General features: G+C 45.1%; 12 protein-coding genes. 10 read left to right on the top strand and 2 right to left on the bottom strand.

Features of this window, described 5'->3' with window-relative positions; translation table 11 throughout:
* Nucleotides 1-18: 18 nt before the first annotated feature.
* Both H8716_RS03495 and H8716_RS03490 read right to left on the bottom strand, forming a co-directional pair.
* On the bottom strand, nt 19-846 hold the full coding sequence (locus tag H8716_RS03495) for a lysozyme family protein (protein ID WP_249307117.1): 828 nt from the start codon (nt 844-846) through the stop codon (nt 19-21).
* A 10-nt stretch (nt 847-856) separates the two neighbouring features.
* Nucleotides 857-1030, bottom strand: a complete 174-nt coding sequence (locus tag H8716_RS03490; protein ID WP_249307116.1) for a hypothetical protein — start codon at nt 1028-1030, stop codon at nt 857-859.
* Between the two features lie 304 nt (nt 1031-1334).
* Between H8716_RS03490 and H8716_RS03485 the strand changes: the two genes are divergently transcribed.
* From H8716_RS03485 to H8716_RS03440, 10 genes are all read left to right on the top strand, one after another.
* A complete protein-coding gene (locus H8716_RS03485) occupies nt 1335-3272 on the top strand; it encodes a glycoside hydrolase family 127 protein (RefSeq protein WP_249307115.1) in 1938 nt (645 codons plus the stop codon).
* A 48-nt stretch (nt 3273-3320) separates the two neighbouring features.
* Nucleotides 3321-4673, top strand: a complete 1353-nt coding sequence (locus H8716_RS03480; RefSeq protein WP_249307114.1) for an ABC transporter substrate-binding protein — start codon at nt 3321-3323, stop codon at nt 4671-4673.
* Between the two features lie 75 nt (nt 4674-4748).
* Nucleotides 4749-5660 carry a carbohydrate ABC transporter permease gene (locus H8716_RS03475; protein WP_249307113.1) on the top strand — a complete coding sequence of 304 codons (912 nt, stop codon included), beginning with the start codon at nt 4749-4751 and terminating at the stop codon, nt 5658-5660.
* A 2-nt stretch (nt 5661-5662) separates the two neighbouring features.
* Nucleotides 5663-6505 (top strand): carbohydrate ABC transporter permease, encoded by an 843-nt coding sequence (locus H8716_RS03470; RefSeq protein ID WP_249307112.1) that lies wholly within the window; start codon nt 5663-5665, stop codon nt 6503-6505.
* Between the two features lie 30 nt (nt 6506-6535).
* A complete protein-coding gene (locus H8716_RS03465; protein WP_249307111.1) occupies nt 6536-7357 on the top strand; it encodes a DUF624 domain-containing protein in 822 nt (273 codons plus the stop codon).
* Nucleotides 7269-8330, top strand: a complete 1062-nt coding sequence (locus H8716_RS03460; RefSeq protein WP_249307110.1) for a LacI family DNA-binding transcriptional regulator — start codon at nt 7269-7271, stop codon at nt 8328-8330. The genes H8716_RS03465 and H8716_RS03460 overlap by 89 nt, the downstream gene beginning before the upstream one ends.
* On the top strand, nt 8327-9835 hold the full coding sequence (gene arfA, locus H8716_RS03455) for an arabinosylfuranosidase ArfA (RefSeq protein WP_249307109.1): 1509 nt from the start codon (nt 8327-8329) through the stop codon (nt 9833-9835). The genes H8716_RS03460 and arfA overlap by 4 nt, the downstream gene beginning before the upstream one ends.
* A gap of 74 nt (nt 9836-9909) precedes the next feature.
* Nucleotides 9910-11676: an arginine--tRNA ligase gene (gene argS, locus H8716_RS03450; protein WP_249307108.1), complete on the top strand. Its 1767-nt coding sequence runs from the start codon at nt 9910-9912 to the stop codon at nt 11674-11676.
* A 535-nt stretch (nt 11677-12211) separates the two neighbouring features.
* A complete protein-coding gene (locus H8716_RS03445) occupies nt 12212-12901 on the top strand; it encodes a serine/threonine protein kinase (RefSeq protein WP_330606447.1) in 690 nt (229 codons plus the stop codon).
* A gap of 17 nt (nt 12902-12918) precedes the next feature.
* The gene (locus H8716_RS03440) at nt 12919-13788 is read left to right on the top strand and encodes a hypothetical protein (RefSeq protein WP_249307106.1); all 870 of its coding nucleotides are present in this window, start codon (nt 12919-12921) and stop codon (nt 13786-13788) included.
* Nucleotides 13789-13803: the final 15 nt, after the last annotated feature.

The following is a 13803-nucleotide window of genomic DNA, read 5'->3' as shown; positions in this document are numbered from 1 at the left end:
ACAGTGGCATCTGAACTGCTATGGCATAATAAAATATCGCAGCACATGATCCACATATTCCGGATCCCCGTAGCTGCTCCACCCCAGAGTATTCTGCATCATCAGGGAGAATTCAGTGGCATTTTCCACTGAATAGGATCCATAGTTTTCCAGAACCCAAATGGCATAACTGTTGCCAAAATTATAATCCTGCAGGGCAATTTTTAACCGTTCTGTATTACTGATACGTTTACATCCGGCCTCTTTCAGACAGTAGGCAAAATATTCGGCGCCCACCTGAATGGAATATTCCGGATCGTCAATTGCATTGGGGGTATTGTCATACTCAGTATTAAAAGGACATTCCGAACACTGCATGACATCCGTTCCAAGACCGGAGCTTTCCTGTTGCATCATGGCAAGCATCACTGTGGAAAACTGAGAGATGCCGGCATCTTTACATGCCTTTTTTACCGAAGCCTCATACTGCAAAACCTCATCACTGACACCGGTCAGCGAGCCTTTGTCCACAGGGGCGAGCAGATGATGAATCAACAGACCACCAAGGATCAGTACCACGGCGGAAACTGCTGCGATCAGAGTCTTCAAGCGCCGGACTTCTGCTTCCCGAGCGATTTGGGAGGCAGATTTTCGCGGAACAGCTCTGGATCCTGAAGTTTTGCGAATCGTTTTGCCGGTGGAAGACAGCGTCTCCGTGGCAGATTCGGTGGAAGATTTTTTTCTTGTACCAGTTCTGGTGTTTTTTCTGGCGGCAGTTTTGTTGACTGTATTTGCGTTAGTTTTTTTCATGTTAACGTTTTTTTTCTTTGTGGTACTGCCTGTCTTTTTTCTCGTTGGTTCTGTCATATAATATCCTTTAGTCTCGGTAGTTTTCTGCGCATTTGCTGCAGGATGAATTGCGGTTGCATACAAAGGAAGTCAAGATGTCTTCCGGATAACGGCTGCAGCTTCCCTGAGTAAAGGTAACGGTATGCTTTACCTTGGAAGAATCTACCGGACAGCGGGTTTCAAAAATTTTTGTATATTCCATAAAAAATACGCTCCTGGTTTAAAATTGCTTTTTAGAAGATTTGTATTGCATTTATCATCATTATAAGGTGACTGCAAATTGCCGTCAAGTGCCGGAAAAATGTCAGATAGAGTCAAAAATTGCAAAAAAGGAAAAACGATTAAGTTTTGAAAAAGTGATAAAAAATGCACAAAAAAATGAAAGTAAAACTGTGATATAAGACGAAATATATAAAAGGTATTTACATGAGATGAAAAAAATGCTACTATCAGTGCATAGATAAGTAAAACGATTAACTAACAAGAAATAAACCGTGGAGGAAGTTATGAAGCAGGAAAGAAAACAGATCGATTTAAAGAATATCCGTATTACGGACAGTCTGTTTGGCTCCTACGTGAAGCAGGTCAGTGAAAAGATCATTCCATACCAGTGGAAGATTCTGAACGACCAGTTAGAAGGAGCAGATAAGACCTATTGCATTGAGAATTTCCGTATTGCGGCAGGAGAACTGGAGGGAGCACGAAAAGGTGTGGTATTCCAGGACACCGATCTGTACAAGTGGCTGGAGTCTGTAGCATACACCATTGCAGGTGGAAAAGGCGGGAAGTTTGAGCCGCTGGCAGATGAAGTGATTGAACTGGTGGGAAGGGCACAGGAGCCGGATGGATATCTGAATACCTACTTTACAGTGAATGCGCCGGAAAGAAAGTGGAAGAATCTGATTGAAGGACATGAGCTTTACACAGCAGGACATATGATTGAAGCAGCAGTTGCTTATTATCATGCTACCGGCAAGACAGCATTTCTTGAGATTGCGAAGAAGAATGCAGACTTGATTGGAAAAGTGTTCGGACGCGGTGAGGGACAGCGCAGAGGATATCCAGGACACCAGGAGATCGAACTGGCACTGGTAAAGTTATATCGGGTGACAGGAGAACAGAAGTATCTGGATACTGCAAAATATTTTATTGAAGAAAGAGGAACCCAGCCCAATTATCTGGCAGAAGAACTACGGGAAAGAGGAGGCTTTGAATTCTTCCCGGATCTGCAGGATTATGACCTGGCTTATTCCCAGGCAGATATTCCACCGGTAGAACAGAAGAAGGCACAGGGACATTCTGTAAGAGATATGTATATGTGTTCTGCCATGGCAGATCTGGCAGGTGAATGTGAAGATGAGAGACTCTTAAGCGCTTGTAAAGCCATCTGGGAGAATATGACACAGCGGCAGATGTACATTACGGGAGGAATCGGAACCAGCGGATTCAGAGAGAGGTTTACCACCGACTATGATCTGCCGAATGCGACCAATTATTCCGAGACTTGTGCATCCATCGGTCTGATGATGTTCGGGCAGCGCCTGTCAGCAGTGACAGGAGATGCAGGATACTATGACAGCGTGGAACGAGCTTTATACAACACTGTTCTGGCTGGTATCAATATAGAAGGTGACCGTTACTTTTATGTGAATCCACTGGAGGTGGTGCCGGAGTTTTGTACGCAGCATACTTACATGAATCACGTAAAACCGATCCGTCAGAAATGGTTCTCCATTGCCTGCTGTCCACCGAATGTGGCAAGAACACTGGCGTCTCTTGGACAATATGTATATGCACAGGAAGGCAGCAGTATTCTGATTCATCAGTTTATTTCATCTGAGGTACAGACAGAGACAAAGGGTGGAACAACAGCAGTGAAGATGGATTCCACGCTGATGCAGGATGGAAAAGTCGGCATACATGTAGAGAGTGAAAAAGGCTGCAGCCTGAAGATCCGTATCCCGGCATATGCTGAGAACTGGAAGATCTTTTCAGGAGAAAAAGAAGAAAAGCCAGAGATTCAGAATGGATACATCACCATGGTACTTCCGGCAGGAGAGCATACGGTAACGCTGGATCTGGATGTTCATCCACACTGGGTGGCAGCAAATGACCAGGTTCGCGCCGATGCAGGAAAAGCTGCTCTGGTAAAAGGACCGGTTGTGTACTGCCTGGAAGAAGTAGAAAACGGAAAACTTCTTTCTCAGGTATGCGTAAAGCCTAATGAAGAGGTAAAGGAAGAACCATCACCGGAAGGACTGGTTGGTAATATTCCGGCACTGACTTATCCGGGGACAAGGATTAAAAATGCAGGACTGGGGAATCAGTTATACGGAGCGCTGGAGATTGAAAAAGAAGCTACACAGCTTACTGCCATCCCATATTGTCTGTGGAACAACCGCGGGGAAGGCGAGATGCTGGTATGGCACAGGGTGCTGATATAAGGTGGATCATATTAACAAAAATATTATAAATGTAAAGGAGACGGGGAAATGAAAAAGAAACAGGTATTAACAATGACGATGGCAGTTGCTATGGCAGCAGCAGTAGCAGTTCCGGCCTGCGCAGACGGTGAAAAGGTTAAGATCACTTATGCACAGTGGGGAAATGAAGTTGAGACAGCAGCTACCCAGGAAGTAGCAGACAAGTTCAACAGTGAACAGGATAAGATCGAAGTAGAAGTAGTGAAGATCGACCATGATACTTATGTAACCAAGTTAAATGCCATGGCTACCGCAGGAGAACTTCCGGATACCGGTATTATGAGCGAAGCGGGTGTACTGAAGTTTGCAGAGAACGGACTTCTGGCTGATATCAGCAGTATGTACGGCGAAGGTGATGCAAAGCCACTGGATTCCCTTACTTTCCGTTATCAGGGAACACCGGTTGCTTACTCCGCAGCCAATGAAGTACTGAACCTCTGGTATAACAACGATCTGCTTAAAGAAGTGTGCGAAAAACAGGGTATTGATCCTTCAGAAGTAACACCGCCTGCAAGTGCAGATGATGCATGGGACTGGGATACCTTCGTTGAGACAGCACAGAAGCTGACACTGGATGTAAACGGCAAGAATGCACTGGATCCAGACTTTGATGCAGATAACATTGATATCTATGGATGCACCATCAATACACTGCCATGGCAGCTGGAAGTATGGGCATTGTCCAACGGAGGCGGATACTACAGCGAAGACGGAACAGAATGCACCATTGATTCTGAAGCTACCGTAGAAGCATTACAGAGAATCGCAGATCTGTCTAACGTATATCACTGCGCACCACCTGTAACCAGTGCAGCAAATGCTCTGGAATCTTCATTGGGAAGCAAGAAAGTGGTTATGGCAACAGACGGTGCATGGAATGTCGGTACCTTCCTTGGTCCTAGCGCAGACTTTGAATATGGTGTAGGCGTACTGCCTTATATGAAAGAAAAAGTTACGATCTGTACCGGTGGCCCGAACGTAGTATTCGCCACAACCGAACATCCGGAAGAAGCTATGGAATGGCTGAAATGGTATTATCAGGAAGAAAACTCCTGGTCACTGATCGAAGCCGGTACCTGGATGCCAATCCTGGATTCCTGGTATACAGATGAAGAAAAGACAGATAAATGGATTAATAACCCGAACTATCCAGAACATGATATGTACAAATCTGCAGTTGTAGATTACGCAAGAGATAACTCCAAGTCTACCGCATGGTATTACGTAAACGGAACAGAAGAATTCAACGCAACACTGGATTCTGTATTCTCAGGCGTATGGTCAGGTGACCAGAGCATGCAGGAAGCAATTGAAGAGAACCTGGATGAATTAAATGAGATTTTTGAAGAAAACAATGCGTAAGATTGTTTAAAGAAAAAGGGTGATGACCTGTGCCTCACCGCACAGGTCATTCCCGTATTTCAGAGGGGTGCTGGTATGAAAAAGAAAGCAAAAATGACGGTAAAATCAAGAGCCGGAAAGAAGGAAGAACGGACAGCCTGGCTGTGTCTGATCCCGGCATTCCTGGGAGTTACACTGATCAGTTATCTTCCGACGCTTGCAGTATTTGTACTGAGTCTGTTTGAATGGAATGGTCTGACCACACCGGAATTTGTGGGTCTGGCAAATTTTCGGCGTATTTTTACAAAAGATATTTATCTGATGTCTTCTCTGCGCGCAACCATCGGATATGCATTTCTGGCAGTGGTTGGAGCAATTGTGTATTCACTGATTATCGCTCTTTTATTAAATATGGATATTAAAGGACGAACCCTTTTCCGCTCCATTTTCTTTATCCCGTATCTGCTTCCGGCAATTGGAGTATTTAAGGGATGGCAGTGGTTATATGAAGGAAATTTCGGACTTTTCAACTTTATATTACGAATGCTGGGACTGCCGCCTCAGAGATTCCTGGACAGTCCAAGTCAGGTTATTCTGTGTCTGGTGATGATAGCAGTATGGACCAGTGGCAATCTGATCGTCATATTTCTGGCAGGTTTGCAGAATGTACCGAGGGTGTATCAGGAAGCGGCTAAGATTGACGGGGCAAATGCATGGCAGAGATTCTGGAATATCACGATTCCAAGCATTTCTCCGATTATTTTCTACAATGTGCTGACGGCGCTGATTACCCATCTGCAGGTTATCAATCCGGCACTGGCACTGACCGATGGCGGTCCGGCAAAACGTTCTATGTTTATGTCTTATGTCATTTACATGTATGGCTTCCGCAAGAATAAGCTGGGGTATGCAGCAGCCTATTCAGTCGTATTTTTCATTCTGGTGGGTATTTTTACAATTATTTTGTTTAAGACCCAGAAAGAGAACATTTTCGGAGAGGGGGAATAACCATGATCAGCAAAAAAAGAGATATGGCAGTCAGATGGGCTGCAACCTTACTGGTTCTTATTTTTGCGGCGGCAGTCCTGCTTCCGATCTGGTGGATTTTCCGTTCATCCCTGATGAGTACCGGTACCATCAATCAGTATCCTCCGGAGCTTATTCCTCATGAATGGCTGTGGTCCAACTACTCCAAAGCACTGGAGACCTTTGATTACTGGCTGTATTTTAAAAACACCTTTACCATTATTATTCCGGCTGTGACGTTTGGCACAATTACAGCGATCTTCTGCGGATATGCATTTGCGAGACTGCGTTTCCGTGGAAAAAATGTATTTTTTAAGGTCTGTGTAGGTACCATTCTTCTTCCGGGTATGGTAACATTAATACCGTTATATATTTTCTGGACAAAAGGATTGGGGCTGGGAGACACATACTGGCCGCTGATTCTTCCGTTCTTAACCGGTGGAGGATTTTTCAACATTTTCCTGATCCGGCAGTTCCTGATGACCATTCCGATGGAACTGGACGAAGCAGCATCCATTGACGGCGCGGGAAGAATGAGAATCCTGTGGACCATTCTGGTGCCGGCGATCAAACCGGCAGTCGTAGTAGTGGCCATGATGCTGTTTATACAGATCTGGAATGATCTGTTGCAGCAGATTATTTACATTAACAGCATGAGTAAGTTCACCTTTGCCATTGCACTGACCAACTTTACCGGATCGTTCGGAACCAACTGGCCGGTGGCACTGGCGGCAACCTTTATGACGATCCTTCCCGGTATTGTGATCTATATTTTGGGACAGAAGAGTTTCGTAGAAGGTATCGTACTGACCGGAATGAAGAATTAATGTGAGTGAACGGAGTAAAGAGGGAAAAGCATGAGCGGATATGGAAAAAAGATAGCCGACTGGTATTTCGGCAACAATGACAGAGAGAAAGAGACTCCAAGGGGAGGACCGGCGCGGGTGTTGTACCTGTGCTGGAATTATACAGGGAAACTCTGTCTGTCTGAATTTCTGTTTCTGCTCTGCTGCATCCCGGTAGTGACCATTCCGGCTGCGCTGTGTGCGCAGAATGCCTATCTTGGAAAAATGTTCCGGAATGGATATGGATTTGACCTTTCTGATTACTGGAAGGAATTTAAGAGCAGTCTCTGGAAGCATCTTCCGGCAGGGCTGCTTTTGGGCATTTTAGGATTTTATGGTTACTATCTGATGAGTCTGGCGGGCAATTTCACAGGAAGTTCCATACAAAGTCTCCTGCTTGGCGTGGGAACAGGTGTGATACTTGTGACACTGACGGTATCCGGATGGTATTTTGTACAGGCTTCCATGCTGGAACTTTCGGTGAGACAGCTTCTCCAGAATGCATGGATTCTGGCGTTGGCAGAGTGGAAAAGAAGCCTAATTTTTATGGCGGAGAGTCTGGTATTTGCAGGATTTATGCTGCTGGCGGTACCGTTTTCTCTGATATTGCTGATACCGGGAATGGCACTGTATCTGTTATCTGCTTATGCAGCTATCGAACCTGGAATTGAGCAAAGAGTGGTACAGCCTTTTGAACGCGGATTGCGAATGTCCGCTTTACAAACAGAAGTAAGGAGATGCGAGGATGCCTACGATAAAGGAGATTGCGAAGGCCAGCGGAGTATCCGTGGCCACCGTTTCAAATATTATCAACGAAAAGGGAAAGGTCAGTGAAGAGACCAGAATCCGGGTGCAAAAGATTATCGAAGAAATGAATTATACACCGAATTCTGTGGCAAAAAACCTGAAAACTAAGAACAGCCGTTGCATCGGTGTCATTGCGGAGGATATGACGGTCTTTGCCCTTCCGGATATCATAGACGGAATCACAGAGTACTGTGAGAAGGAAGATTATCAGATTCTGCTTGTGAATCTCCGTCTGTATAAGAAATTCGAAGATACTTATTACCGTAGTGACCGCTATGGAGATATTGTACAGCGGGAGATTCAAAAGCTGGTGGCGAAACAGGTAGAGGGTATCATTTATGTTGCTGCGCATGAGCGTTTGATTAATGTGTTTCCGGAACAGCTTCCGGTGCCGATGGTGGTGGCATATGGTTATACCAGCCACAGGGGAATCCCATCGGTGATGGTGTCCGATGAACAGGGGGCCAGAGAACTGGTAAAATACCTGATTTCCATGGGCCACAGGAGAATCGGTGTCATTGCCGGAAAAAAATACAGTATGCATACCAGATCACGTCTGGAAGGGTATCAGAGGGCACTGTTTGAGGGAAATGTGCTGTATGATCCAGATCTGGTAGTCTATGGAGACTGGGAAAGAGAGAGCGGCTACCGTAATACAGACTATCTGATTGAGAAAAATGTAACTGCCATTTTCTGTATGAATGACTTTATGGCAGGCGGTGCCTATGACCGGCTGGATGAACGGAAACTGAAAGTGGGCAGAGATATTGCGGTGGCAGGTTATGATAACCGTGAGATGGCGGGATACGAAAAACCGCCGCTGACCACCATGGGACTGCCGTTACATGACATCGGGTACCGTGCCAGTGAGATCATACTTGATATGTTAAAAAAAGAAGAGAAAAATACAGAGGAAGCCGATATTTATTATGTGGACTGTAAACCATATATCCGTCAGTCGGTAAACCAGCTTAAAACAGAAAAAAAGGAGGGCGTATGAGAACTGCAACAATGACTGTGGACAAAGCCTATCAGGTGGCACAGACAGATGACCGTCTGTTTGGATCTTTTATTGAACATCTGGGAAGGGCAGTATATGGAGGAATTTACCAGCCCGGACATCCGTCAGCAGATGAGGATGGATTTCGAAGGGATGTGCTGGAACTGGTAAGAGAGCTGAAGATTCCGCTGATCCGTTATCCGGGCGGCAATTTTGTATCCAACTTTTTCTGGGAAGACAGTGTGGGACCGCTGGAGAACCGCCAGCCACGCCTGGATCTTGCCTGGAGAACACTGGAGCCGAATACCTTCGGTCTGGATGAATTTGCACGTTGGACGAAAAAGGCAGGTGCGGATGTGATGATGGCAGTGAATCTGGGAACCAGAGGAATCGCAGATGCCTGCAATCTGCTGGAATATTGTAATCATCCGTCCGGCACCAAATACAGTGACTTAAGACGCAGTCACGGACATGAGGAGCCATATCATTTTAAACTGTGGTGTCTGGGAAATGAGATGGACGGGCCGTGGCAGATCGGAAGAAAGACTATGGATGAGTATGGAAGAATTTCAGAAGAGACTGCAAAAGCCATGAAGCTCATTGACCCGACCATCGAGCTGGTTTCCTGCGGGAGCTCTTTCAGGGATATGCCGACATTTCCACAGTGGGAGGCAACCACACTGGAACATAATTATGATTATGTGGATTATATTTCCCTGCATCAGTATTATGGCAATCTGAATCAGGATTCTTCTGATTATCTGGCGCAGTCGGATGATATGGAAGAGTTTATTCATACAGTTGTATCGGCCTGTGACTTTGTAAAAGCGAAAAAACGTAGCAAAAAGACGCTGCATCTGAGTTTTGATGAATGGAATGTCTGGTTCCATTCCAAATCCGAAGAAGAAGATATCACCCAGAATCATCCGTGGCAGAAAGCACCGGCACTTCTGGAAGATCAGTATGATTTTGAGGATGCACTCATGGCAGGGCTGATGATGATTACACTGCTGAAACATGCAGACCGTATTAAGATTGCCTGCCTGGCACAGCTGGTGAATGTGATTGCACCGATTATGACAGAAAGAGACGGCGGTGCATGGCGCCAGACCATTTTTTATCCATTTTATCATGCATCCCGCTACGGAAGAGGCATGGTGCTGGGAACAGCAGCAGATGCACCGGTGCATGAGACATCCACACACGGTGAAGTCAGTGATCTGGTCAGCACGGCAGTATGGAATCAGGAAGAAGAGACCCTGACTGTGTTTGCGGTTAATCGGAATCTGGAAGAAGACTGTCGTCTGGAACTGGATCTGCGCAGCTTTGAAAAATGTGTGCCGATGGAGAAACTGGAACTGGCAGGATTTGGATTAAAAGAAGAGAATACCGCATCTGAAGAAAGAGTACGTCCACAGAGCCTGACAGATATCCGGATGGAAAACGGAAAGGCAGAGACCGTACTGAAAAAAGCTTCCTGGAATGTACTTCGCTTTCATTTATAAAACACCTATTGAAAACCATGGTATTTATCGGTATAATGAAATATCAGAGTTAAAGAGAAGTGAGGAAGTTTAAGATGAAAAAACTGTTAGATCTGATTGCACAGGAGCTGGTTCCGGCATTTGAAAAGGCCGGATACGATGCTTCCCTTGCCAGAGTATCACTGTCCAACCGTCCGGATTTATGTGAATACCAGTGTAACGGAGCCATGGCTGCTGCAAAACAATATAAAAAAGCACCGATTATGATTGCCAATGATGTGGTAGCGAATCTGTCAGAAAGCACCATGTTTGAAGAAGTGACCGCAGTAAATCCGGGATTTATTAATATGAAGGTTTCCGGAGCATTTCTGGCAGACTATCTCCGGAAGATGCAGGCAGACAGGGATCTGTCCGTAGAAAAGGCAAAAGAGCCGAAGAAGATTGTGATTGATTACGGCGGAGCCAATGTGGCAAAGCCGCTTCATGTGGGACATTTACGTTCTGCGATTATTGGTGAGAGCTTAAAGAGAATGGGACGTTTCATGGGACATGAAGTCATCGGTGATGTACATCTGGGAGACTGGGGTCTGCAGATGGGACTGATTATTACCGAATTACAGAAGCGTCAGCCAGACCTTGTTTATTTCCAGGATGATTATACCGGAGAATATCCGGAAGAAGCACCATTTACCATCAGCGATCTGGAAGAGATCTATCCGACTGCCAGCAAGAAGTCCAAAGAAGATGAAAGCTATAAAGAAGAAGCATTGGAAGCAACGAAGCAGCTTCAGATTGGCAAACCGGGATACCGTGCATTGTGGAATCATATCATGAAGGTATCTGTGACCGACCTGAAGAAGAACTATGGCAAGCTGGATGTATCCTTTGATTTGTGGAAGGGTGAGTCTGATGCACAGCCATATATCCCTGACATGGTACAGAAGATGAAAGATGACGGCTTTGCCCATGAAGATCAGGGCGCTTATGTGGTAGACGTGAAAGAAGAGACAGATACCAAGGAAGTACCGCCATGCATCATTGTAAAATCTGACGGAGCATCTCTGTATGCGACAACAGACCTTGCGACCATTGTAGAACGTATGAAGCTGTACCAGCCGGATCAGATCCAGTACGTAACAGATAAGCGTCAGGAGATGCACTTTATTCAGGTATTCCGCTGCGCAAGAAAGACCGGACTGGTAAAGGATGATACCAGATTATCCTGGCTGGGATTCGGTACGATGAATGGAAAAGACGGCAAGCCGTTTAAGACACGTGACGGTGGAGTCATGCGTCTGGAGAATCTGATCAGTGAGATCAATGAAGAGATGTACCGCAAGATCATGGACAACCATGAGATTGATCCGGAAGAAGCAAAAGAGACTGCAAGAATCGTAGGGCTGGCAGCCATCAAATATGGTGACCTGTCCAATCAGGCTTCCAAGGATTATGTATTTGATATCGACCGTTTCACTTCTTTTGAAGGAAACACAGGCCCATATATTCTGTACACCATCGTACGTATCAAGTCCATCCTGAACAAATATCAGGCAGCAGGCAATGATATCAGCAGCGGACAGATCGGTGTACCGGCAAATGCCAGCGAAAAAGCACTGATGCTGGAAGCAGGCAAGTTCAACAGTGTGATGGAAAATGCTTTCGAAGAAATGGCACCACACAAGATCTGCTCCTACATCTACGACTTGGCAAATGCATTCAACCGTTTCTACCATGAAACAAAGATCTTATCCGAAGAAGATGAACAGCAGAAAGCATCCTGGATCAGATTACTGGTACTGTGCAGAGACGTACTGGAAAGCTGTATCGGAGTGCTGGGATTCGATGCACCGGAGAGAATGTAAAAAGAGAGAGTAATTTTTTAATAGATCCGCAAAATAGTATGACTGTCGCATAATACGCGTGTTTTCTATGACTCGTGTGCACCGATTAGTACCTGCTTCGCGAAATTCGCCGCATAAAGCGGCTCAGACAGCTGCGCAGGTACAGTTCGCACGCTGCGTCATCACGAAAACACAGCTGCCATTATGTCGACAGTCATACTGATTTTGCGGATTTTAATACTATATATAATAATACAAAGCTTAAATCATATGTTGCCATGCTAAAAATTTGTGCAACATTCCTAATGGACAAATCCATCTACATGGACTACAATAATATCAATTCAAATCTGAGAATTTTATCATGGCGTTCGCCAATGATTCCTACTATGAAGAACTACAAAAGAACATATTTTGTAACTGTTCAGAACCCACTGTCCCGCGAGGTGTTTTAGCATGCATATGCCAAAATCCAGAAGGCTGCATGCCAAAATTCCATCGCCAAAGGCGATTTTATTGAATTTTGGCTTCGTATCTGTGAAGGTACTGAACAGATATCATATTTTATGCACTGGAAGGAGGGGGCAATCTGGAACCTGGAACCTGGCTGGATGGCAGATACAAGATACTGCGTTTCCTCGGAAAAGGAAGTGAAGGCAGTGTGTATCTGGCGTTTCATGAAAAATTGTTTCGATTTTATGCAGTAAAAGAACTGAATAAAGAAGGTCTCTGTTTTTCAAGAGAGAGTATTGAGGTGTGGAAAACACTGAGGTGCTCAGGTCTTCCTGAGATTGTGGATATTCTGGAAAATGAAGAGATGGTGTGGATTGTGACGGAATATATCGAAGGAGAGACGCTTGCAGAATATATGAAAAAGGGACGGAGACTGTCTGTACAGAAGGCTGCCTCCTGGTGTATACAGATTGAACATGTACTTACCTGGCTTCACAGCCAGGATCCACCGGTATTTTACGGGGATTTGAAGCCGGATAATCTGATTGTGCAGAAGGAACGTATTATTTTGGTGGATATGGGATCTCTGATCCGAAGCGGCAGCAGAGGAAAACGTATCGGAACACCGGAATACAGAAGGGGAGAGCTTTTTCAGGATGAGACAGAGGACGATTACAGTTTTGGTAAACTGATGGAGATTCTGGGAGAATACTGCCAGAGCCGTAAAATGCGAAAATTGGCAGATCAGATGATGAAGTCAAAAAAGGAAGCGAAAAGAAAAAAAGGAAAATAATACGCAACACTCTGAGATTGATACAGAACCAGAAACGCATACAGATCGGTCTCTTTCTGGTGACAGTAGGAATATTGATAAAAGCTGGGGCACTTGGCAGTGAACAGATTCGACAGAACTGGATAAGAGATCAATATGAGAGTGAACTGGCGGATGCCAGACTGTTAAATGGAAGAAAAAAACAGGAGACATTAAAAAAACTAATCCTGGCTTATCCGGAACGGGCAGAAGGTTATCTGGAATTACTGTATACATTTCAGGAAGATGCCCTGCTGGATGAGGAGGAAGCACGGGAGTACCGAAAAATATGGAAAGAAATACCAGAAGGATGGCGGGAGAATCTGGAACAGATTTTGCAAAAGAATCCGGAAGAGTATCAGAAAGTAGCGTATGAATCAGGTATTACCTGCTGGTATTATGATCAGAGTATCCGGGGAAAAAAGGATGCGGCGCAGTGGTTTCAAAAGGTAACGAAGATACCGGAGGAAGTCTGTGGTGACACTGAATTATATGAAAAAAGTATACTGTATGGGAAACTTGGACAGAACCGGGAAAAATGGAAAAAATACGACGAAACAGGAGAAAATGACGGATTGTTCCTCTTATACTGGGAAGATCAGAAACAAATGTTGGAAAAACAGGGAGATCAGATAGGCATGACGAGGCTTATGCTCTGGAAAGAAACACTGGCAGTCTGGAAGCACTATATGGTGGAACTGAAAGAGACCGGAATCGGACAAAAAGAGGAAGAAGAACTTCTGGAGAAGATGAACAGTGAACTGGAACAGGTGCCTGAACAGCACAGGCGGATGCAGGAAATAAAAGACAGATTACTGGCTGATGAACAAGAAGTGCGGGAGATGATGCGGCGAGTGTATCAGATGTGAGAATATCGAAGGATC

Source organism: Jingyaoa shaoxingensis, assembly GCF_014385005.1.
Lineage (GTDB): Bacteria > Bacillota > Clostridia > Lachnospirales > Lachnospiraceae > Marvinbryantia > Marvinbryantia shaoxingensis.
Note: the sequence above shows the minus strand (reverse complement) of the source record. Positions and strands in the feature narration are given on the sequence as shown.